Genomic DNA, 20854 nt, shown 5'->3' on the forward strand with positions numbered 1-20854 from the left:
TGTGAAGCGGGGATTCCGATTTGGCAAATAGCCCTCGGTGGATTGTCCGCTCCAAGCGTGAAAACCGCTTGCCTTACCCTTTTTAAACCGCAAAAGCCTGTTCAAAACCCGCTCGGAAATTGGCGCGGGAACGGGCTTTCCGCTATAAATCTTCAAGTGATTCTAGAAGAGATCGTGATCTGTTTTGACTGAGCAAACACCCCCCGGCGGCGGGAAGCTCCCGCCAGGCATCGAGCCCATCTCCATCATGGAGGAAATGCAGCGGTCGTATCTCGATTACGCGATGAGCGTCATCGTCAGCCGCGCGCTGCCCGACGTGCGCGACGGCCTGAAGCCCGTGCACCGGCGCATCCTCTACGGCATGTCCGAGCTCGGCATCGACTGGAACAAGAAATACGTCAAATGCGCCCGCGTCACCGGCGACGTGATGGGTAAATACCATCCGCACGGCAATGCCGCGATCTATGACGCGCTCGCCCGCATGGCGCAGCCCTGGTCGCTGCGGCTGCCGCTGATCGACGGTCAAGGCAATTTCGGCTCCGTCGATGGCGATCCGCCGGCGGCCGAACGTTACACCGAATGCCGGCTGGAGAAGGCCGCGCATTCGCTGCTCGACGATCTCGACAAGGAAACGGTCGACTTCCGCGACAACTATGACGGCACGCTCTCCGAGCCGGTCGTGGTTCCCGCCAAGTTCCCGAACCTGCTTGTCAACGGCGCCGGCGGCATCGCCGTCGGCATGGCGACCAATATTCCGCCGCACAATCTCTCCGAAGTGATCGACGGCTGCATCGCGCTGATCAACGATCCGGCGATCGAGCTGCCGGACTTGATGCAGATCATTCCCGGCCCGGATTTTCCGACAGGGGCCAAGATCCTCGGCCGCGCCGGCATCCGCTCGGCTTACGAGACCGGCCGCGGCTCGGTCATCATGCGCGGCGTTGCCGCGATCGAGCCGATGCGCGGCGACCGCGAGCAGATCATCATCACCGAAATTCCCTATCAGGTGAACAAGGCGACGATGATCGAAAAGATGGCTGAACTGGTGCGCGAAAAGCGCATCGAGGGCATCTCCGACCTGCGCGACGAATCCGACCGTCAGGGCTATCGCGTCGTCATCGAGCTGAAGCGCGACGCCAATGCCGAGGTCATCCTCAACCAGCTCTATCGTTATACGCCGCTGCAGACCTCTTTCGGCTGCAACATGGTGGCGTTGAACGGCGGCAAGCCGGAGCAGCTGACGCTGCTCGACATGCTGCGCGCCTTCGTCTCCTTCCGCGAGGAAGTCGTTAGTCGGAGAACGAAATTCCTGCTGCGCAAGGCCCGCGAGCGCGCCCATGTGTTGGTCGGCCTCGCGATTGCCGTCGCCAATATCGATGAAGTCATCCGCGTCATCCGCCAGGCACCGGATCCTCAGTCGGCCCGCGAAGAACTGATGACGCGTCGCTGGCCGGCGGAAGATGTCGAAAGCCTGATCCGTCTGATCGACGATCCACGCCACCGCATCAACGAGGACATGACGTATAACCTGTCGGAGGAGCAGGCTCGTGCCATCCTCGAGCTGCGTCTTGCCCGCCTCACGGCCCTTGGCCGCGACGAAATCGGCGATGAACTCAATAAGATAGGTGAGGAAATCCGGGATTATCTCGATATTCTTTCCTCGCGTGTCCGCATCCAGACCATCGTCAAGGATGAACTCACCGCCGTGCGCGACGAGTTCGGCACACCGCGTCGCACCGAGATCGTCGATGGCGGTCTCGAAATGGACGATGAGGATCTCATCGCCCGCGAAGACATGGTCGTCACCGTCTCGCATCTCGGCTATATCAAGCGCGTGCCGCTGACCACCTATCGCGCCCAGCGTCGCGGCGGCAAGGGCCGCTCCGGCATGACGACACGCGACGAGGATTTCGTTAGCCGGCTATTCGTAGTTAATACCCATACGCCGGTTCTGTTCTTCTCCTCGCGCGGCATCGTCTACAAGGAGAAGGTCTGGCGCCTGCCGATCGGCACGCCGACCTCGCGCGGCAAGGCGCTGATCAACATGCTGCCGCTCGCCCCCGGCGAACGCATCACCACCATCCTGCCCTTGCCCGAGGACGAGGAAAGCTGGGACAATCTCGACGTCATGTTCTCGACGACGCGCGGCACGGTTCGCCGCAACAAGCTGTCGGACTTCGTTCAGGTGAACCGCAACGGCAAGATCGCCATGAAGCTCGAAGAAGAGGGCGACGAAATCCTCTCCGTCGAGACCTGTACGGAACATGACGACGTTCTGCTGACGACCGCGCTCGGCCAGTGCATCCGCTTCTCCGTTGACGACGTTCGCGTCTTCGCCGGCCGCAATTCGATCGGCGTTCGCGGCATCAATCTCGGCGAGGGCGATCGCATCATCTCGATGACGATCGTTGGCCATGTCGATGCCGAGCCGTGGGAGCGCGCCGCCTATCTGAAGCGCTCCGCCGCCGAACGTCGCGCGACGGGCGTGGATGAAGAGGACATCGCTCTGGTCGGCGAGGAAGTCACCGAGGAGGGACAGCTCTCCGACGAACGCTACGAAGAGCTGAAGGCGCGCGAGCAGTTCGTGCTCACCGTCTCCGAAAAGGGCTTCGGCAAGCGTTCGTCTTCCTACGACTTCCGCATCTCTGGCCGCGGCGGCAAGGGCATCCGCGCCACCGATACGTCGAAGACGGGTGAGATCGGCGAACTCGTCGCTGCCTTCCCGGTCGATGACGGCGACCAGATCATGCTGGTTTCGGACGGCGGCCAGTTGATCCGCGTACCGGTCGGCGGCATCCGCATCGCCAGCCGCGCCACCAAGGGCGTCACCATCTTCTCGACGGCCAAGGACGAAAAGGTCGTCTCCGTCGAGCGTATCAGCGAGCCGGAAGAGGACGAGACCGAGGAGGCGGTCGAGGCCGCCGAAGGCGGCGCTGCCGACGACGCGCCGGCTGCCGATGGCGATCCGGCAGGACCTGCCGAGGAATGATTAAGAAAGGGGCGGCTTCGAGCCGCCCTTTTCTTTTGATGGCCTGGGACCCTGCCAGCCATGGCATTTTTGCTTCTTGGGCAGACTTCCAATGCCATCTTCGGTACGGGCATGAAACCTTCTGATTTTTAAGCCGTTATTGCGCTTATGACCGACGCTAGATTGGACCCGAAATCGGTCGACGGCACCAGGCCGCACGGTGCCGAAAAGCCGCCGCACCAAGAAAAGGCATCGACTGTCGAAGTCGCGCCGCCGCCAGATGTCATCGAAGATGATCCAAAGCTGACGCCCGAGGACGCCGAGAAGGCGCGGAAGAAATATTTGCTGAAGCGCTTCTGGATCAGCGCACGCGGTTACTGGAGTCGCCGCGGTGATGGCTTCGCCTGGCCGTGCTGCATCGGACTGCTGCTCCTAATCGTCATGAATGTCGGTTTCCAGTACGGCATCAATCGCTGGAACCGCGGGATTTTCGATGCCATAGAGCGGCACGATGCCGGCACCGTCTATTATCTGAGCGCCGTTTTTCCGCCGCTCGTGCTCGGAAGCGTCGCCCTTGTCACCTCGCAAGTCTACCTTCGCATGATGATCCAGCGCCGCTGGCGGTCCTGGCTCGCGACGGCGCTCATCGCGCGCTGGCTCGCAAATGGCCGCTATTATCAGTTGAACCTCATCGGCGGCGATCATAAGAACCCTGAGGCGCGTATCTCGGAGGATCTCAGGATCGCCACCGAGGCCCCGGTCGATTTCCTCGCCGGCGTTACCTCCGCATTCCTGTCGGCCTCGACCTTTATCGTGGTGCTGTGGACGATCGGCGGAGCGCTGACTCTCCCGATCGGCGGGGTCGCCGTTACCATTCCCGGCTTTCTCGTCGTCACCGCCGTGCTTTACGCCGTCATTACGTCGACCACCATCGCGATCATCGGCCGGCATTTCGTCCAGGTGTCCGAGGTCAAGAACCAGCTGGAAGCCGAGTTCCGCTACACGCTGACGCATGTGCGTGAGAATGGTGAGAGCATCGCGCTTCTCGGCGGCGAAGAGGAAGAGCGCAACGATCTCCACAAGACCTTCGGCAATGTGCTGCGGCAATGGGCGCTGCTTGCGCACCAGTATATGCGCACGACGTTCGTGTCGCATGGGTCGATGCTGATTGCACCGGTCGTGCCGGTCCTGCTGTGCGCTCCGAAATTCCTCGAGGGCAGCATGTCGCTGGGGGAAGTCATGCAGGCTGCCTCCGCCTTCGCCATCGTTCAGTCTGCCTTCGGATGGCTGGTCGACAACTATCCCCGCCTTGCCGATTGGAACGCCTGCGCGCGGCGCGTCGCTTCGCTGATGATGTCGCTCGATGGGCTGGAGCGTGCTGAACAGAGCGATGCTCTGGGGCGGATCAAGCATGGCGAGACGGCAAGCGATGCGATGCTGAGCCTGAATGACCTCTCCGTGTCGCTGGACGATGGCACCGCCGTGGTCAAAGAAACCCGGGTCGAGATCGAGCCGGGCGAACGGGTGCTTGTCGCCGGCGAATCCGGCTCGGGCAAGAGCACACTGGTGCGCGCCATTTCAGGTCTTTGGCCGTGGGGCCATGGCAGCGTCGGTTTCCGCACGGACAGACGGTTGTTCATGCTGCCGCAGCGGCCCTACATTCCCTCCGGCACGCTTCGCCGCGCCGTCGCCTATCCTCGCGCGGCCGACGGTTGGTCGCCTGATGAGATCAAGGCCGCCCTCAGCAAGGTGGGGCTCGATTACCTGAACGAGAAAATCGAGGAAGAAGCGCCGTGGGATCAGACCTTGTCGGGCGGCGAAAAGCAGCGGCTCGCCTTCGCGCGTCTCCTCCTGCACAATCCCGATATCATCGTGCTCGATGAAGCAACCTCTGCTCTCGACGAGAAGAGCCAGGACAAGATGATGGAAATGGTGATCCGGGAATTGCCGAAGGTCACCATCATCAGCGTGGCGCACCGTGCCGAACTCGAGGCCTTTCATAGCCGCAAGATCACCTTGGAGCGGCGCGAAGGCGGCGCAAAGCTGGTCAGCGATATCGATCTTGTGCCGCGTCAGAGAAAACGCAACGTGCTTATGCGCCTTCTGGAGGATCGGCGGCCCCAGCCGAAGGGCAGCCTGACCTCTGGGAAAGCCACATTGCCGCAGAATAAAAACTGAAATCCGCCTGGCCTCGGCGGAAGAGAAACTGGCAAGCCTGCCGACGCAACTCAGAAAAAAGCCGGATGCTGGGTGCATCCGGCTTTGAATGGCCCCGGCGGCGGAAGGGTGCCGCGCGAGGTGGGGAAGAGAGGTTGGTCAGAATGCGCTATGTTTCTCGTTCAGCGCCTTTACTTCTTCACCTTCGCGCCTGAGCGCGGAGATCGTCGAGGCCACGGACACTATGAACATGACGCTGATGAGGGCTGTGAACACTGTCAAGATCGTGAACATAGGCATTCCTTTCCTGGGGAGTTGCGTTCTCGCCCCTCAGTACTGGCCCACCACGGCCGTACGGGCCGAAGCATAGGGGCCATAAACCTTGGACGTATCGACCTTCTGATCATAGAGCGCGACGGTTGCGGTGAGCATGCCCGTGATCATTGCCATCCAGAGCACGTTAATCATCGTAATCTTGCCGGGCATCTTCGGTCCTTCCTGGCGCGCTTGTCGCATCTATGTATCGGTTGAATGAACGCATCCGTCTAAAATTGGTTCCGCCGGATGTTGAGGGGGGATTTACCAAGCTCGATCTGAAGCGACTTTGAATGTCTCGTTCATCTGGCGTTCAGATTCGAAGCGCGGTTTCTGGCGCAGCCGGCCCTGTGTGGCGCGCATGATCGCAGCGTGTTCGGCAAGCTCAGGCCGCACCCAGTTCATCTCGTAGCGCTCGGCGAAATAGCTGTAAGCCATCTCGGCGGCGAGGGAGAAAACAACGGCAAGTGCAATGAGCACGATCAGCATGAACCTGGTCTTTCCGGGAGCGCCGGATGCCGGAATGGCATCGGCCGACTTGATGATCCGAGTTAAGCAGGTTGCGTCTGAAACTGCCTTGAACGGCACATTCATCCATCGTTCAGCCGCCGGGAGCGGCCGGCGAAATCACTTGCGGCCAAATGACTTGCGGCAAGGCGGCATCCATGACAAAAGGCGTCAAACCAACGGCTAGGTCAGATGACGACAGCTTTTTATCCGGGGTCCTTCGACCCGATCACCAACGGACATGTGGATGTTCTGGTTCAGGCGCTGAATGTCGCCGAGAAGGTCATCGTTGCGATCGGCATTCATCCCGGCAAGGCGCCGCTCTTCTCCTTCGAGGAGAGAGCCGAGCTGATCCGCCATTCGCTGGCCGAGGCGCTGCCAGGCAAGACCGGGGACATATTAGTCGTCGCCTTCGACAATCTGGTCGTCGATGCCGCCCGCGCCCACGGCGCCTCGCTTCTGATCCGCGGCCTTCGCGACGGCACCGACCTCGATTATGAAATGCAGATGGCCGGCATGAACAGGACGATGGCGCCGGATATACAGACCATCTTTTTGCCCGCCGGAACGGCGTCGCGGCCCATTACCGCCACATTGGTCCGCCAGATCGCCGCCATGGGCGGCGATGTCAGTGCCTTCGTGCCGGCCGCCGTCTTGCAAGCCCTCACATCCAAGCGCCAAAACTAGGCGGAAATCGCCGCAACGGAGCTCATATGAAACTCTTTTATCTCGCATTTGCCGGCGTGCTGTATCTCGCCTCCTTCGCGGGGGATGCCTTCGCCCAATCGGCCGACCACTACCTCACCATCCAGCTGAAGAACGGCCCGGTCGTCATCCAGCTCATGCCTGATGTGGCGCCGAAGCATGTCGCCCAGATCGAGGCGCTGGCAAAGAAGGGCGAATATGACAACGTCGCCTTCCACCGTGTCATCGAAGGCTTCATGGCCCAGACCGGCGACGTCAAATACGGCAATATGGAAAAGGGCTTCGATGCCAGCCTCGCCGGCACCGGCTCTTCCGATCTGCCCGACATTCCGGCTGAATTCTCCAAGACGCCGTTCGTGCGCGGCACGGTCGGTATGGCCCGCTCGCAGGATCCGAATTCCGCCAATTCGCAGTTCTTCATCATGTTCGCCGACGGTTCCTTCCTCAACGGCCAGTATACCGTGGTCGGCAAGGTCGTTTCCGGCATGGAGAATGTCGACAAGATCAAGCGCGGCGAAGGCCAGAACGGCGAAGTCAAGAATCCCGACCGGATGATCAAGGTCACCCTGGGCAAGAAGTAAATCACGAGAGAAACAAGAGGAGAAGACAATGGCCGAGATCAAGGATCCCGAAAACACCATCATTCTGGAAACCACCAAGGGCAAGGTTGTCATTCAGCTTCTGCCGCAGGTCGCCCCGGAGCATGTCGCCCGCATCAAGGAACTCGCCCGCGAGAAGGCCTATGACGGCGTCGTCTTCCACCGGGTCATCCAGGATTTCATGGCCCAGACGGGGGATGTCGAATTCGGCAAGAAGGGCTCGGAAACCTTCAATCCCGGCCGTGCCGGTATGGGCGGCTCTTCCAGGCCGGACCTGAAGGCCGAATTCTCCGCCACCCCGCATGTGCGCGGCACCTGCTCGATGGCGCGTTCGCAGAACCCGAACTCGGCCAACTCTCAGTTCTTCATCTGCTTCACCGATGCTCCCTGGCTGAACAAGCAGTATTCCGTCTGGGGCCAGGTCATCGAAGGCATGGACAACGTCGACAAGATCAAGCGCGGCGAGCCGGTTTCCGATCCGGACTCGATCGTCTCGCTGCGGGTTGCCGCCGACGTCTGATTGTGATTTCTGCTGAAACCCGCCCTTGCGCGAGAGCGCGGGGCGGGTTTCGCTTTGCCTGAAAGTGCCACTATGCGCGTAGACCTTTTCGATTTCGACCTGCCCGATGAACGCATCGCGCTGCGGCCCGCCGAGCCGCGTGACAGCGCACGCCTTCTGGTCGTCGATCCCAATGCGGCGGAGAGCCTTTCGGATCATCGCGTCGGCGATCTGCCGTCGTTCCTGCGGGCCGGCGATGCGCTCGTATTCAACGACACCAAGGTCATTCCGGCCCAGCTCGAAGGCATCCGCTACCGCGAGGGCGCCGGCGGCCAGCAGGTTTCCGCGACGCTGCACATGCGCATCGGCGCGAGCCGCTGGAAAGCCTTCGCCAAGCCCGGAAAACGCATCAAGGAAGGTGATCGCATCTCCTTCGGTCATTCCGGCGAAAGCTGCTTTCTCGGCTCGCTTGACGCCACCGTCGAGGAAAAGGGTGAGGCCGGCGAAGTCACGCTCGCCTTTGATCTTTCCGGCCCGGCTCTGGACGAGGCGATCGCCGCCGTCGGCCACATTCCGCTGCCGCCTTACATCGCCGCCAAGCGGCCGGAGGATGAGCGCGACCGTGCCGACTACCAGACCATCTATGCCCGCGAGGAGGGCGCTGTCGCCGCTCCAACCGCCGGCCTGCATTTCACGCCTGATTTGTTCGAGGTGCTCGACAAGGCCGGCATCGAGCGCCATTTCGTCACGCTCCACGTCGGCGCCGGCACGTTCCTGCCTGTGAAGGCCGATGATACCGCCGATCACAAGATGCACCTCGAAAGCGGCTATGTCAGCGCTGAGGTCGCTGCGAGGCTGAATGCCGTGCGGGAGAGGGGCGGGCGCATCATCTGCGTCGGCACGACCTCGCTGCGACTGATCGAGAGCGCTGCGGAAGAGACGGGAAGGATCAAGCCCTGGGCGGGCGCGACCGGCATCTTCATCACGCCGGGCTACCGCTTCAAGGCGGTCGATATCCTGATGACCAATTTCCATCTGCCGCGTTCGACGCTGTTCATGCTGGTCTCGGCCTTTTCAGGTTTCGAGACCATGCACGCGGCCTACGAACATGCCATTTCGACAGGCTACCGCTTCTATTCCTACGGCGACGCCAGCCTTCTTTTCCGGAAAGACCAATGACCGAGAGCTTCCAGTTCACCCTCAAGAAGACTGACGCCGGCGCGCGCCTCGGCGAAATCTCCATGCCGCGCGGCAATATCCGCACGCCGGCCTTCATGCCGGTTGGCACCGTCGGCACTGTTAAGGCCATGTATCTCGACCAGGTACGCGAGACCGGCGCCGACATCATCCTCGGCAACACCTATCACCTGATGCTGCGCCCGACGGCCGAGCGTGTCGCCCGTCTCGGCGGCCTGCACAAGCTGATCCGCTGGGAGCACCCGATCCTGACGGACTCGGGCGGTTTCCAGGTCATGTCGCTGTCTGGTCTGCGCAAGCTCGATGAGCAGGGCGTTACCTTCAAGTCGCATGTCGACGGCAGCCTGCATCATATGTCGCCGGAGCGCTCTATAGAAATCCAGGGGCTGCTCGGTTCCGATATCCAGATGCAGCTCGACGAATGTGTGGCGCTGCCGGCCGAGCCGAAGGAGATCGAGCGCGCCATGGAAATGTCGTTGCGCTGGGCTGAGCGCTGCCGGGTCGCCTTCGGCGAGCAGCCCGGCAAAGCGATGTTCGGCATCGTCCAGGGCGGCGATATCCCGGCGCTGCGCATCCGGTCGGCTGAGGAGCTCACCAAGCTCGATCTGAAGGGCTATGCCGTCGGCGGTCTTGCGGTTGGCGAGCCGCAGGATGTGATGCTGAACATGCTGAAAGAGACACTTCCCGTCCTGCCCTTGGAAAAGCCGCGTTACCTCATGGGCGTCGGCACGCCAGACGATATCCTGAAATCGGTCGCCCGTGGCATCGACATGTTCGACTGCGTCATGCCCACCCGTTCCGGCCGCCATGGCCTGGCCTTCACCCGCCGCGGCAAGGTCAATATCCGCAATGCCCGCCATGCCGAGGACATGCGCCCGCTCGATGAACAGTCGAACTGCCCAGCGTCGCGCGATTATTCACGCGCCTATCTGCACCATCTCGTCCGCTCCAACGAGGCGCTCGGCGGCATGCTGCTCTCCTGGAACAATCTCGCCTATTACCAGGAACTGATGCAGGGCATCCGCAAGGCGATCGCCGAGGGCCGCTTCGCCGATTTCATGGCGGAGACGCAGGAGGAGTGGGCGAGGGGCGATCTGGAACCCGTGTAATCCCGAGTGGGCGCTGCCTAGATGCCCTTGCTGTCGGCATCCGGCATGATCTGCACACCGTTGATCCGGTAGCTGCCGTCTGGCTGCCGGGTGATCTGGTAGATCGCCGTCCAATCCTTGCCGTCGCGGCCGGAGATCAGCACCTCATGATAGATCAGCGCGCCGTTGTCGATCGAGCGGCTGCGCCCGAAGGCGTAGTTGCCGGGATGGTAGACGGGCTCGTAGCTCTTTTTCACCATCGCGAAGAACAGGTTTTTGTCGGGGTACATCGCCTTGATGCCGGGGGCGGCGAAGGAATAGGCGGTCTCGGCGTCGTCCTGAAGGAAGGCTTTGATCTGCTCCTCGATCATCGTCCGCGTCGTGTCGATCGGGTCTTCGGCGCGAGCCGAGAGAGGAGAAAGGGCGGACGCGGCACACAGAATGAGAACTGCGAAGAAAGCGCGCATGGTTGATCTCCGGCTCCATCGGGGAGTGAGCCCCGATGGAGTGGAAGTGTAGGCCAATTTCAGCGCAAGAAAAGCGGACTTTACGACCAACGCCGGAAGAGGGCGCTGGCATTGACGCCGCCAAAGCCGAAACCGTTGGTGATGGCATAGTCCATCGCCAGCGGCCGCGCCGTCTTGCCGACGATATCGATGCCGTGGGCGTCAGGATCAGCTTCATCCAGATTGCGGGTCGGCGGTGCGACCTGGTCGCGCAGCGCGAGAATGGTGAAGATTGCCTCCAGCCCGCCGGCAGCGCCGAGCAGATGGCCAGTCGCCGATTTCGTCGCGCTGACGGCGATGCCGCCATTGCGGCCGAAGACCGTGCCGATCGCCGCGATTTCACCTTTGTCACCGACCGGTGTCGAGGTCGCATGCGCATTGAGATGCTTGACCTCGGAAGCCGGAATCTTCGCCTGCCGGAGTGCGGCTTCCATCGCGCGCCGCGCGCCGTCGCCGTCCTCGGGGCCTGACGTCATGTGATAGGCATCAGCCGCCGTGCCGTAACCGACGAGTTCTGCGAGCGGCTTGGCGCCGCGGGCAAGCGCATGCTCCAGCGTTTCGATGACGAGGATGCCGGCGCCTTCGCCCATGACGAAACCGTCGCGCGCCGTGTCGAAGGGCCGCGAAGCAAGCTCCGGCGTCTCGTTAAAGCCGGTGGAAAGGGCACGCGCCGCCGCAAAGCCGCCGAGGCTTACCTTGTCGATGCAGGCTTCGGCGCCACCGCAGATCGCCACATCGGCTTCGCCGGAGCGGATCAGCCGCGCCGCATCGCCGATCGCCTGGACGCTTGCCGCACAGGCCGTTACCGGCGCGCCGAGCGGCCCCTTGAAGCCGTAGCGGATGCTGACCTGGCCGGCGGCGAGGTTGACGAGGAAGGAGGGCACGGTGAAGGGTGACAGCCGCCGCACGCCACGGGTTTCACCGATCCGCACCGCCTCGGCGATGGCAGGAAAGCCGCCGACGCCGGAGGCTATGATCGTTGCCGTGCGCTCGCGTTCGCCTTGGTCGGCCGGCGTCCAGCCGGCCTGCTTCACCGCTTCCTCCGTCGCCGCCATGGCGAACTGGATAAAGCGGTCCATCTTCTTCTGGTCCTTGGGCGGCACATACCGGTCCGGGTCGAAGCCGGCCTGCGCATCCTCCGCGATACCAGGGACGACACCGCCGACCTTGGCCGAAAGCTCGCCGACGACATCGTCTGCCAGCACTCTCAGACCCGAAGCGCCGTCGAGGAGACGTTTCCAGGCGGGCTCGACGCCCGTGCCGAGTGGCGAGATAAGTCCCATGCCGGTGACAACGATCCGATCCATTCCACTTTCCTTTCTATGCGTCGATGCCGAGATACCAGGCGCGCATGCGGGCGATCCGCTCGCGCGCCTCATCATCGGCGGCTGGACCTGCAAGCAGGCTGGTGTTTTCGGGTGTTACTTCTTCTCCGGTTTGCGCGTCGACCAGCATCGTCCGACGCTCTCTGCCGGAGGCGTCGCCGAGCAGGAAGGCGAGATCCTCTTCCGGAATGTGACGGCTTCCCCAGGAAAACAGCGCCATGAGGACAGGGAAGAAATCGCGGCCCTTTTCCGTCAGCACATATTCGTAGCGGGCAGGGCGCTGATGGTAGAGACGCCGTTCGAACAGCCCTTCATCCGTCAGATGCTTGAGCCGCCGGGTGAGAATGTTCGGCGCCACGCCGAGGCTCTTCTGGAATTCGTCGAAACGCGACAGGCCCTGGAAGGCATCGCGCAGGATCAGGATGCTCCACCAATCGCCGACGCTGTCGAGCGCGCGCGCCGCCGGGCATTTGAAGTCACTGAAGCTCGTCCGTTGCATGATGATAGTCACTACATCAGTGACTATCATCATGCAAGTTACTATCTGGCGTCGTCCTCGAAAAGCCGGGCGAGCAGGATGTTCGCGGATGAAGTGCGGAAGCGCCGCCCGCTGAGCGCTCAGGCGAAGCCGAGCGGGAGATTTTCCAGTTTCCGGTCGTCGCCATAATCGCGCTCATGGGGCGAGCGTCGGCGGACGTGATGGCGGCTGGAAAGATCGATCCGGTTTTCGGCAAAGATCCCATCGGCATAGGTGCCGGTGTCATGGCAATCTGTGTCGATCTTCGGGGCAAGGATTTTCAGGATCATCGGGCTTCCTCCGAGGCGCACCGTCAACATTCGGACAGGTCGGTTGGTTCCATTTATAAATCCTGAATTATTAATAAATTAACCATAAGTGACGCGGAGCGCGCATTTCGCTCGGCCGCCGTCACGGCGTCGAAGGTGTCTCGATGGAACTCCGAACCTTGCCCACCGTTGATGTCGATGAGCACAGGAGGTTTCCATGCAACTGACAGACACTCGGGTGACACAGGCCGACGGCTTCCTCACCGTCGAATTCCTGGGCGAGGGAGGAGAATCGGTTTCCGTCAGGATCGACAATTCCAATGGCGAGCTCGATGAGAAAACAGCGGTGGATCACGCCAAGGTCATGATGGTTCAATTGACGGCCTTTACGGGGCCCGGCACCGATGGCAGCGTCAACCGCTACGATGCCTTGAGCAACGGCAACTTCGATGAGGGCAGCCAGGGCCTGACCGGCCAGGCCAGCGCGCGCTTGAGCAAAGATCGGGAAACGCTGGAGGACGAACTCGAGGAGGGGCTTGAGGATACGTTTCCGGCGAGCGACCCGGTTTCGGCAACGGTTTCGTCCATCCCCGCCAGCGCTCCGCGGCGCTGATCTGCGGACGGCAGGTCTGCCCGTATGACAGTTTGATGTCGAAACTGAAAAACAGCTGAAAACCGCCAGCACCTGTTTGACATGGGAGCCTTCTAGAGAGGGCCCGAGAAGGAAGCGTACATGCCGCGCTTCCAAGGTCTCGGAGACGCTTGCGCCCCATGAAAATCATTCAGATCACCGACACCCATTTCAGCCCGAACAAGCCGCATTTCAACGGCAATTGGGCGCCGCTTCTGAGCTGGATCGAAGGGACAGGCGCCGATCTGATCGTCCATACCGGTGATCTCACCGTCGACGGAGCCGACAAGGACGAGGACATCACCTTCTCGATGGATCTGATGCGTCAGGTGTCGATCCCGATGCTGATCGTCCCCGGCAATCACGACGTCGGCCATTTCAGGGAATCCGATCAGCCCGTCAATGCCGAGCGGCTCGCGCGTTGGCGCAGCCTTGCCGGCGACGACCGTTGGCTCGAAGATGCGGCCGGCTGGCGTTTCGTCGGATTGAACTCGCTGCTTCTCGGTCACGAGGACGAGGAGGAGGAAAGCCAATTCGAATGGCTCGCCAAGGCGCTTTCCGAAAGGGCAGGGCGGCGCGTGGCGATTTTCGCCCACAAGCCGCTGTTCGTCGATGCTTCCGACGAAGGCGATACCGGATATTGGAGCGTTCGTCCCACGCAGCGCCGGCGGCTCTATGATCTGATCGCGGCCCATGACGTGGCGCTTTTCGCGAGCGGCCATCTTCACTGGGCCTGGCAGGGGCGTTTCGGCAATACCGCGCTGACATGGGGTCCCTCGGCCGCCTTCATCATCGACAAGATGGAGCGGGAAATGCCGGGCGAACGGCTGATCGGCGCCGTCATCCATGAATTCGATGCATCAGTCGCAAGCACGATCGTCGCCGTTCCCGGCATGACCGCGCATGTGCTCGATGATGTCGTGCAGGAAGTCTATCCCCAGGCGGTCAAGCAGCGGGAGCCGGCCGAATGAGCGCGCTCTCGCTTCGCGGCATCACCAAGGCCTTCGGCGGCAACCACATTCTGAATGGCGTCAGCCTCGACGTCGAACCTGGCGAATTCATCGCCTTGGTCGGCCCCTCCGGCTGCGGCAAGAGCACCCTGCTGCGCGTCCTCGCCGGCCTCGACCATGCCGATAGTGGCGAGATCATGATCGGCGGGAAAGATATGTCCGGGGTCGCGGCCGCCGACCGCAACATCGCCATGGTCTTTCAGTCCTACGCCCTCTATCCGCATCTGACGGCCTCTGAGAACATCGCCGTGCCGCTGGCGATGCGCCGGCTGTCGACGACGCAGCGGCTGCCATTCATCGGCTCGTTGATGCCGGGCCAACGCGCGATCCGCGCGGCGATCGCCCGCGACGTCAGGGAAATGGCGACATCGCTGAAAATCGAACACCTGCTGGACCGCAAGCCCGGCCAGATGTCCGGCGGCCAGCGCCAGCGCGTGGCGCTCGCCCGCGCCATGGTGCGCCGGCCGAGCATCTTCCTGATGGACGAGCCGCTGTCCAACCTCGACGCCAACCTGCGCGTCCATGCCCGCGGCGAGATCGTCGACCTTCATCGCCGCGCCGGCGTGCCGACACTCTACGTCACCCACGACCAGGCGGAAGCACTGTCGATGGCCGACCGCGTCGCCGTAATGATGGGCGGGCGGTTGCTGCAGATTGCAAGCCCTGAGGTCATCTATGACGATCCTGCCCATGTCGAGGTCGCCCGTTTCATCGGCCAGCCGCGCATCAATCTGCTGCCGGCGGAAGCCGAGGGCGGCGTGGTTGCCTTCGGCGACCAGCGCCTGACACTGGAAAACCCGCCTGCCGGCAAGATTCCGGTCACGCTCGCCATTCGCCCCGAGTTCGTCGCTGTCGAGCGGAGCCGCCAGGACGGGCTTGCCGCCCGGATCGAGCGAGTCGAGTTCCTGGGATCGGAGGTCATCCTCTACTGCCGCCTCGATGCGATCGGCGAGACCGTGATCGCCAAGGTTCAGCCGCCCGAAGCCGCGGGCCTCGCCGCCGGTGATCCGGTCGGGCTGCGGCTTGCCACAGGCCGGACGATGGCCTTCGCCAAGGACGGCAGCCGGCTGGCCGCTCGCGCCGAGGCCGCCAATGGGCTCGCCGCGGGCGACATCGCGCGGGAGAGGGCGCATGGCTAGCGTCGTCTCCATGGCCATGCCAGCCAATCCCGCCGTTGCGCATCGACGCAGCGAGGCCCGCATCGCCTGGATGTTGGTGCTGCCGGCGATCGTGCTGCTGTTCCTCTTCGTGCTTTTGCCGGTCGCGGCTGTCGTCTTCCTCGGCTTTACCGATTTCGAACTCGGCTACGGCAAGTTCCGTTTCGTCGGCTTCGAGAACTACGCCCACCTGATCACCGACCGCACATTCCGCAAGTCGCTGTGGAATACGACGGTCTATACGGCGATCGTCGCGCCCGTCTCGATCCTTCTCGGCCTCGGCATCGCCATATTGATCGAGAGCGAGACCGCCGCGCGCAGCTTCTTCCGCACCGCTTATTTCTTGCCGGTCGCCTCGCTGATCGTCGCCATGGCGACCGTCTGGCAATACATGTTTCATCCCACAATCGGCCCGATCAATGCGCTTCTGGCATTGGCGGGATTGCCTGGCCCGAACTGGCTCGGCAGCTCCGGCACGGTGCTTTACAGCCTCTCGATCATCGGCGTCTGGCAGTCGGCGGGCTTCAGCATGGTGCTGTTCCTGGCCGGGCTGACCGCGATCCCGCGCGAGCTTTACGCAGCCGCCGAAGTGGACGGCGCCAGATCCGCCCTCGATCGCTTTCTGCTCGTCACCTGGCCGATGCTCGGACCGACCACGCTATTCGTCATCACCATCAGCATCACCAACGCCGTGAAGGTCTTCGAGACGGTTAAGACACTGACGGAAGGCGGCCCGAACAAGGCGTCGGAGGTGCTGCTCTTCACGATCTACCAGGAAGGTTTCGTCTACCTGCGCGTCGGCTACGCCTCGGCGATGACCGTCGTCTTTCTGCTGATCCTCGTGGTGCTGATGTTCCTGCAGTACCGCATCCTCGATCGGCGGGTGCATTACACATGACGAGCGCTTTTTCCCTCGGCCGGATCATCCGCCTGACGCTGCTTTCCCTCGGCGCGATCATCTTCCTCTCGCCCTACGTCTTCATGATTTCGGCGGCGGGCAAGGCGCAGAGCGATATTTTCACTTCGTCGCTGTCGTTGATCCCGGCGCACTTCGCCTATGCGGAGAATTTTGCCAAGGCCCTGAGCCGGGTGCCGATGGCACGGCTCCTGTGGAATGGCGTCGTCGTCTGCGGGCTGATCTTCTTCTTCCAGGTGCTGGTGGCGATCCCTTGCGCCTATGCCATGGCGAAGCTGCGTTTCGGCGCGGCGCGCGCCATGATGGTGCTGGTCATGCTCGGCCTGCTTGTGCCGATCCATGCCACCGCCTTGCCGCTCTATGTCGCCTTCGACCGCGCCTCGCTGCTCAACGGCTACGCCGCCCTCGTTGCGCCCTTCACCATTTCGGTCTTCGCGATCTTCATGTTCCTGCAGTTCTTTCGCGCCATGCCGGATGACCTCATCCATGCCGCGCGTCTCGACGGCATGTCGGAGCTCGGCATCGTCGCCCGCGTCATCGTGCCGAATGCTTGGCCGGCCGTCACCGCCTTCGCCATCTTCTCGGTCGTCGCGCACTGGAACGATCTCTACTGGCCGCTGGTCGTCATCAGCAAGCAGGATTACGCCACGCCGCCGCTTGGGCTGATGTATTTCCGCGCCGCCGAAGCCGGCGACGATTACGGCGCGCTGATGGCCGCCACCCTCATGATTACCCTTCCTCTCGTCGCCGCCTTCCTGCTTGCGCAGAAGCGTTTCGTCGAGGGCATCACCATGACCGGTCTCAAAGGCTGACCGGCTTCAACCCAGGAGAACGAGCGATGAAACATATCACCCAGCTTCTCGCCGCAGCGGCCGTATCCTTGGCAATCGCGCTTCCCGCGCATGCCGAGACGACGCTGACGATTCATTACCCGATGCCGGGATTCTTCAAGGACGTGATGGACACGATCTCGAAGAAGTTCATGGCGGAAAACCCCGACATCAAGATCCAGTTCGCCAGCCCGTCCGCGACCTATGAGGAAGGCATCCAGACGATCCTTCGCCAAGCCGGCACCAGCGAAATGCCCGACATCACCTTCATCGGCCTGAACCGCCTGCGTATGCTCGACGAGCGCGACGTCGCCGTCGATCTCGGCCCGCTCGTCCAGACGGACGGCAACATGGCCGAACAGGGCTTCTCCGACACGATCCTCAAGCTCGCCCAGGTCAAGGGCAAGCAGTTCGGCCTCGCTTTCGCCACGTCCAACCCGATCATGTATTACAACGCCGATCTCGTGAAGGCAGCCGGCGGCAATCCCGACAATCCGCCGAAGACCTGGGATGAGGTCATCGCGCTCGGCGGCAAGATCAAGGCGCTCGGCAACGGCGTCGACGGCATCGATTTCCGCTGGCAGGGCGACGACTGGATGTTTTCCGCGCTGCTCTTCGGCGCCGGCGGCAAGATGCTGAGCGATGATGAAAGCAAGGTCGCCTTCAACGGTGCGGAAGGCCAGAAGGCTGTCGAAGTCCTGCATCGTCTCGCCACCGAAGGCGGCATGCCCGTCTTCACCAAACCTGCCGGTGAGCAGGCCTTCGCGGCCGGCAAGGTCGGCTTCGAATTCCAGACGACGGGCGCGCTGCGCAACACGATCAAGAATGTCGGTGACAAGTTCGATCTGCGCACCGCCAAGATCCCGCTGATCGATCCGGTGAACGGCCGCCTGCCGACGGGCGGCAACGCGGTCGTCATCCTGACGCACGACGCCGCCAAGCAGGAGGCCGCCTGGAAGTTCGCCAAATTCGCCGCCGGCCCTTATGGCGCCTCGGTGGTCGTGCCCGGCACCGGGTATGTCCCGAACAACGAGCTTGCCGCCAAGTCGCCCGAATATCTCGGCGATTTCTACAAGCAGAACCCGCTGTTCCAGGCAGGCCTCAGCCAGATGCCGGTGATGATCCCCTGGTATGCTTTCCCGGGCTCCAACGGCGTCAAGGTCACGCAGACGATCGTCGACAATCTCTCGCGCATCGTCGACCAGTCGGCCGATCCGAAGGAAGCGCTTGACGACGCGGCCGCCGATGTCGCGGGCATGCTGCCGCGCAGCTGATAATCCTCGTCCGGACGAGGGCAGGGCCGCCATGCCGAGCGCGTGGCGGTCTTTTCTTTTCGAGGCTTTTCAGATGGCGCGCACCGTGCCGCCGCGGCGCAGCGTATAGGCGACATCGAGATGGCGGGCAGGGGCGGCATTCTCCGCCATGTCGAGGAGCAGCGAAGCGGCCGTCGCACCCATGCTGGCGTCGGGCATCTCGATCGTCGTCAGCGGCGGATCGATCAGCCGGCCGATGGCGATGCCGTCGAAGCCGGCGACCGAAACATCCCCGGGCACTGAAAGCCCCTCTCGTTTCAGCGCGCCGATGACGCCGAGCGCAAGCAAATCGTTGGAGGCGATGATGGCCGTCGGCGAAAGCGAGGTCATCACATCACTGAGATCGAGCTGGTCGTAGCCGCCGACGAAGGGGATCTGCACGGCATCGAGTGGCTCCAGCCCGCTCTCCGCCATGGCGTCGAGATAACCCTTGTAGCGAAGGCGCGCACGGTCGGAAGCGGCGAAATTGCCGGAAAGAAAGAGGATGCGGCGATGGCCCATGCCGATCAGGAAGGTGGTGACCTCACGCCCTGCGCCGCGATTGTCGGCGGTGACGGCCGCCGGAAACTGCGCTGTCGGCAGGTTGTGGAGGAGCACGGTCGGCGGCAGCCGGGCCAGCAGCGCGTCGCTGGTCGACGGATCGCAGACGGTGAGGATCAGCCCGGTCGGCCGGTCGTTAAGGAGTGCCGCAACGGCATCGGCTTCGCGCGCCGGATCGTAGTTCGACTGGGCGATCAGCACGCCGTGGCCGGCCACCAGCATGCGGTTCTGGATGCTCGACAGCGACGAGGCAAAGACCGGATTGGTGATGCTCGGGATCAGCACGCCGATTACCGGTCGCCGTCCGAGCCGGCCGGCGGCGTGATAGCCGAGTTCGGCGGCGGCCCGGCGCACCTTGCGCACCATTAGATCGCTGGCGGGCCCGTTGCGGTTGAGAACGCGGCTCGCGGTCGCCAGCGAACAGCCTGCGCGGAAAGCGACCTGCTCCAATGTCGCCATCGAAAACGTCTCCTTGATTGCGTCAAGGCGCAATTCCTTAGGTGCTTTCGATGACAGTGATCTGACAGGTCGGGTGATGCTCGCTCAGGAGCGGCGCTTGACCACGCGCATATTCATCTGCGAGCGGACGGAGAAGCCCTGGGTTTCGTAGAGCGAAATCGCCGATCTGTTTGCCGCATAGGCATGCAGATAGGCAGTATCGCCGCTTGACGCGATCTCGCCGGCGACGAAGCGGAAGAGCAGGCTGCCGAGGCCGCGTCCCTGGAATTCGGGATGGGTGCAGAGCCCGCTGAGCTCGATGAAGCCCGTCTGTCGCATCCGCTGACCCGCCATCGCCACGAGGCGGCCTTCGCTTCTGATCCCCCAGAAGCTGCCAAGGCTCTGGGCTCTTAGGGTGAACGGACCGGGTTTGGTCAATGTCGCCAAGGCCAGCATGTCGGCGGCATCGGCCTCCGTCAGCGGCTGAATGCGGGAATCCGAAATCCGCTCGTGGAGCCGCGCAGCAACCATCTGGACGACCGATGCCTCCGTGGTGACCACAAGGCCCGGTGGAATGGCGATCGGTCCGGCTTCGACGAGAAACATGCTCTCTCCCGGCGAGGGCAGATTCTCCAGGGCGCCGAGGCTCTCCGGCGTATCGTCGGCGGAGGCGGCGAAGGGGACGATTGAAGGCGGGTATCGCCGCGCGTGCTTATTGCCTTCGGCAAGATCCGCATGCGCGGTTTCCAGCGCGCTCCAGATCGGCCGGTCGAGAACATGCCTCATCCTATTTCCTCCTTGGCCGCGCCGCGAAACGTGAGCGGCGCCTGGATAAGCCGGTCCTCGATGGCTGCGAGCTGTTCGAGGATCGGCCCGTCGAGATTGCCGCAGAGATCCGCGACTGCTGCCGCGACACGCGGCCAGACCGATCTCTTCGCATCGTCGACCAGTTCCTGTCCTTTCTCGGTCAGCGAGACCAGCCTGCGGCGCTGATCATCCGGCGCCCGCTGCATGTGGACGAAGCCGAGTTCGAGAAGCTGGCCCGTGGTACGGGTTGCGCCGGGCTGGGTGATGCCCACCGCCTGCGCAAGTTCACCGATCGTCAGCGGCCCGGCTCGGTCGATCGCGGCAAGAAACGGAAACTGGCCCGCCTGAATGCCGAGACCAGCCGCGTCGATGATCTGCTGCGTGTCGGCCTGCAGCCTCTCGCCGATCCGCCGCAGGCGGCTGCCCATGCACAGAAATCCGAGTGCCCGGACCACATCCTCGACCATCCCGATCCTCCATTGCATTGGCCATTATATAACATGTTATGTATTTATCGGCAATTCTTTGCCGGGCTGTAGCCGAGCCTGGGGCAGGCTGGG

General features: G+C 62.7%; 22 protein-coding genes. 13 read left to right on the forward strand and 9 right to left on the reverse strand.

What is annotated here, in order from left to right; translation table 11 throughout:
* The first annotated feature begins 184 nt into the window (after positions 1–184).
* Entirely contained in the window at positions 185–2989 is a 2805-nt protein-coding gene (gene gyrA / locus CO670_RS04120) for a DNA gyrase subunit A (RefSeq protein WP_097589089.1), read from the forward strand.
* A gap of 147 nt (positions 2990–3136) precedes the next feature.
* Positions 3137–5146, forward strand: a complete 2010-nt coding sequence (locus tag CO670_RS04125) for an ABC transporter ATP-binding protein/permease (protein ID WP_097589090.1) — start codon at positions 3137–3139, stop codon at positions 5144–5146.
* Between the two features lie 309 nt (positions 5147–5455).
* Here CO670_RS04125 and CO670_RS32860 read toward each other — a convergent pair whose 3' ends face one another.
* The gene (locus CO670_RS32860) at positions 5456–5611 is read right to left on the reverse strand and encodes a hypothetical protein (RefSeq protein WP_164736368.1); all 156 of its coding nucleotides are present in this window, start codon (positions 5609–5611) and stop codon (positions 5456–5458) included.
* A 93-nt stretch (positions 5612–5704) separates the two neighbouring features.
* The gene (locus tag CO670_RS04130; protein WP_097589091.1) at positions 5705–6034 is read right to left on the reverse strand and encodes a hypothetical protein; all 330 of its coding nucleotides are present in this window, start codon (positions 6032–6034) and stop codon (positions 5705–5707) included.
* A gap of 105 nt (positions 6035–6139) precedes the next feature.
* On the opposite strand from CO670_RS04130, the gene coaD reads away from it, so the two are divergent.
* From coaD to tgt, 5 genes are all read left to right on the forward strand, one after another.
* The gene (gene coaD, locus CO670_RS04135) at positions 6140–6634 is read left to right on the forward strand and encodes a pantetheine-phosphate adenylyltransferase (protein WP_097589092.1); all 495 of its coding nucleotides are present in this window, start codon (positions 6140–6142) and stop codon (positions 6632–6634) included.
* 26 nt (positions 6635–6660) lie between these two features.
* A complete protein-coding gene (locus CO670_RS04140; protein ID WP_088685044.1) occupies positions 6661–7233 on the forward strand; it encodes a peptidylprolyl isomerase in 573 nt (190 codons plus the stop codon).
* A gap of 28 nt (positions 7234–7261) precedes the next feature.
* A complete protein-coding gene (locus CO670_RS04145; protein WP_097589093.1) occupies positions 7262–7771 on the forward strand; it encodes a peptidylprolyl isomerase in 510 nt (169 codons plus the stop codon).
* A 72-nt stretch (positions 7772–7843) separates the two neighbouring features.
* A complete protein-coding gene (gene queA / locus CO670_RS04150; protein WP_097589094.1) occupies positions 7844–8929 on the forward strand; it encodes a tRNA preQ1(34) S-adenosylmethionine ribosyltransferase-isomerase QueA in 1086 nt (361 codons plus the stop codon).
* Positions 8926–10056, forward strand: a complete 1131-nt coding sequence (tgt, locus tag CO670_RS04155) for a tRNA guanosine(34) transglycosylase Tgt (RefSeq protein ID WP_097589095.1) — start codon at positions 8926–8928, stop codon at positions 10054–10056. Before queA ends, tgt begins: the two co-directional genes overlap by 4 nt.
* 17 nt (positions 10057–10073) lie before the next feature.
* On the opposite strand, the gene CO670_RS04160 is transcribed toward tgt, so the two are convergent.
* The 4 genes from CO670_RS04160 to CO670_RS04175 all read right to left on the reverse strand — a co-directional run bounded on the left by CO670_RS04160 (position 10074) and on the right by CO670_RS04175 (position 12673).
* Entirely contained in the window at positions 10074–10502 is a 429-nt protein-coding gene (locus CO670_RS04160; RefSeq protein ID WP_088685040.1) for a DUF4864 domain-containing protein, read from the reverse strand.
* 80 nt (positions 10503–10582) lie between these two features.
* The gene (gene fabF / locus CO670_RS04165) at positions 10583–11848 is read right to left on the reverse strand and encodes a beta-ketoacyl-ACP synthase II (protein ID WP_097589096.1); all 1266 of its coding nucleotides are present in this window, start codon (positions 11846–11848) and stop codon (positions 10583–10585) included.
* Between the two features lie 13 nt (positions 11849–11861).
* Complete coding sequence (locus CO670_RS04170; RefSeq protein ID WP_097589097.1) at positions 11862–12365, reverse strand: helix-turn-helix domain-containing protein; 504 nt, start codon at positions 12363–12365, stop codon at positions 11862–11864.
* 119 nt (positions 12366–12484) lie between these two features.
* Entirely contained in the window at positions 12485–12673 is a 189-nt protein-coding gene (locus CO670_RS04175; RefSeq protein ID WP_097589098.1) for a hypothetical protein, read from the reverse strand.
* Positions 12674–12869: 196 nt separating this feature from the next.
* Here CO670_RS04175 and CO670_RS04180 point away from each other — a divergent pair, with 196 nt between their 5' ends.
* The 6 genes from CO670_RS04180 to CO670_RS04205 all read left to right on the forward strand — a co-directional run bounded on the left by CO670_RS04180 (position 12870) and on the right by CO670_RS04205 (position 18470).
* On the forward strand, positions 12870–13265 hold the full coding sequence (locus CO670_RS04180; RefSeq protein ID WP_097589099.1) for a hypothetical protein: 396 nt from the start codon (positions 12870–12872) through the stop codon (positions 13263–13265).
* Between the two features lie 158 nt (positions 13266–13423).
* The gene (locus tag CO670_RS04185) at positions 13424–14254 is read left to right on the forward strand and encodes a metallophosphoesterase (RefSeq protein ID WP_097589100.1); all 831 of its coding nucleotides are present in this window, start codon (positions 13424–13426) and stop codon (positions 14252–14254) included.
* Positions 14251–15432: an ABC transporter ATP-binding protein gene (locus CO670_RS04190; protein WP_097589101.1), complete on the forward strand. Its 1182-nt coding sequence runs from the start codon at positions 14251–14253 to the stop codon at positions 15430–15432. Before CO670_RS04185 ends, CO670_RS04190 begins: the two co-directional genes overlap by 4 nt.
* The gene (locus tag CO670_RS04195) at positions 15425–16348 is read left to right on the forward strand and encodes a sugar ABC transporter permease (RefSeq protein WP_097589102.1); all 924 of its coding nucleotides are present in this window, start codon (positions 15425–15427) and stop codon (positions 16346–16348) included. The genes CO670_RS04190 and CO670_RS04195 overlap by 8 nt, the downstream gene beginning before the upstream one ends.
* Positions 16345–17178 carry a carbohydrate ABC transporter permease gene (locus CO670_RS04200; protein ID WP_088685032.1) on the forward strand — a complete coding sequence of 278 codons (834 nt, stop codon included), beginning with the start codon at positions 16345–16347 and terminating at the stop codon, positions 17176–17178. Before CO670_RS04195 ends, CO670_RS04200 begins: the two co-directional genes overlap by 4 nt.
* Before the next feature lie 26 nt (positions 17179–17204).
* Positions 17205–18470, forward strand: a complete 1266-nt coding sequence (locus CO670_RS04205; RefSeq protein ID WP_097589103.1) for an ABC transporter substrate-binding protein — start codon at positions 17205–17207, stop codon at positions 18468–18470.
* A gap of 69 nt (positions 18471–18539) precedes the next feature.
* On the opposite strand, the gene CO670_RS04210 is transcribed toward CO670_RS04205, so the two are convergent.
* The 3 genes from CO670_RS04210 to CO670_RS04220 all read right to left on the reverse strand — a co-directional run bounded on the left by CO670_RS04210 (position 18540) and on the right by CO670_RS04220 (position 20761).
* Positions 18540–19508, reverse strand: a complete 969-nt coding sequence (locus tag CO670_RS04210; protein ID WP_097589104.1) for a substrate-binding domain-containing protein — start codon at positions 19506–19508, stop codon at positions 18540–18542.
* A gap of 84 nt (positions 19509–19592) precedes the next feature.
* Positions 19593–20273 carry a GNAT family N-acetyltransferase gene (locus CO670_RS04215; RefSeq protein WP_097589105.1) on the reverse strand — a complete coding sequence of 227 codons (681 nt, stop codon included), beginning with the start codon at positions 20271–20273 and terminating at the stop codon, positions 19593–19595.
* A complete protein-coding gene (locus CO670_RS04220) occupies positions 20270–20761 on the reverse strand; it encodes a MarR family transcriptional regulator (RefSeq protein WP_097589106.1) in 492 nt (163 codons plus the stop codon). The genes CO670_RS04215 and CO670_RS04220 overlap by 4 nt, the downstream gene beginning before the upstream one ends.
* Positions 20762–20854 lie beyond the last annotated feature (93 nt).

The sequence above is a fragment of the Rhizobium sp. J15 genome, assembly GCF_002531825.1.
Lineage (GTDB): Bacteria > Pseudomonadota > Alphaproteobacteria > Rhizobiales > Rhizobiaceae > Rhizobium.

Coding starts and splice junctions, on each gene's coding strand:
- CO670_RS04200 (WP_088685032.1), top strand. CDS start 16,345: ATGACGAGCGCTTTTTCCCTCGGCCGGATCATCCGCCTGACGCTGCTT.
- CO670_RS04220 (WP_097589106.1), bottom strand. CDS start 20,761: ATGGTCGAGGATGTGGTCCGGGCACTCGGATTTCTGTGCATGGGCAGC.
- CO670_RS04195 (WP_097589102.1), top strand. CDS start 15,425: ATGGCTAGCGTCGTCTCCATGGCCATGCCAGCCAATCCCGCCGTTGCG.
- CO670_RS04205 (WP_097589103.1), top strand. CDS start 17,205: ATGAAACATATCACCCAGCTTCTCGCCGCAGCGGCCGTATCCTTGGCA.
- tgt (WP_097589095.1), top strand. CDS start 8,926: ATGACCGAGAGCTTCCAGTTCACCCTCAAGAAGACTGACGCCGGCGCG.
- coaD (WP_097589092.1), top strand. CDS start 6,140: ATGACGACAGCTTTTTATCCGGGGTCCTTCGACCCGATCACCAACGGA.
- CO670_RS04180 (WP_097589099.1), top strand. CDS start 12,870: ATGCAACTGACAGACACTCGGGTGACACAGGCCGACGGCTTCCTCACC.
- CO670_RS04215 (WP_097589105.1), bottom strand. CDS start 20,273: ATGAGGCATGTTCTCGACCGGCCGATCTGGAGCGCGCTGGAAACCGCG.
- CO670_RS04170 (WP_097589097.1), bottom strand. CDS start 12,365: ATGCAACGGACGAGCTTCAGTGACTTCAAATGCCCGGCGGCGCGCGCG.
- CO670_RS04175 (WP_097589098.1), bottom strand. CDS start 12,673: ATGATCCTGAAAATCCTTGCCCCGAAGATCGACACAGATTGCCATGAC.
- queA (WP_097589094.1), top strand. CDS start 7,844: ATGCGCGTAGACCTTTTCGATTTCGACCTGCCCGATGAACGCATCGCG.
- CO670_RS04130 (WP_097589091.1), bottom strand. CDS start 6,034: ATGAATGTGCCGTTCAAGGCAGTTTCAGACGCAACCTGCTTAACTCGG.
- CO670_RS04140 (WP_088685044.1), top strand. CDS start 6,661: ATGAAACTCTTTTATCTCGCATTTGCCGGCGTGCTGTATCTCGCCTCC.
- CO670_RS04210 (WP_097589104.1), bottom strand. CDS start 19,508: ATGGCGACATTGGAGCAGGTCGCTTTCCGCGCAGGCTGTTCGCTGGCG.
- CO670_RS04190 (WP_097589101.1), top strand. CDS start 14,251: ATGAGCGCGCTCTCGCTTCGCGGCATCACCAAGGCCTTCGGCGGCAAC.
- fabF (WP_097589096.1), bottom strand. CDS start 11,848: ATGGATCGGATCGTTGTCACCGGCATGGGACTTATCTCGCCACTCGGC.
- CO670_RS04125 (WP_097589090.1), top strand. CDS start 3,137: ATGACCGACGCTAGATTGGACCCGAAATCGGTCGACGGCACCAGGCCG.
- CO670_RS04160 (WP_088685040.1), bottom strand. CDS start 10,502: ATGCGCGCTTTCTTCGCAGTTCTCATTCTGTGTGCCGCGTCCGCCCTT.
- CO670_RS04145 (WP_097589093.1), top strand. CDS start 7,262: ATGGCCGAGATCAAGGATCCCGAAAACACCATCATTCTGGAAACCACC.
- CO670_RS32860 (WP_164736368.1), bottom strand. CDS start 5,611: ATGCCCGGCAAGATTACGATGATTAACGTGCTCTGGATGGCAATGATC.
- CO670_RS04185 (WP_097589100.1), top strand. CDS start 13,424: ATGAAAATCATTCAGATCACCGACACCCATTTCAGCCCGAACAAGCCG.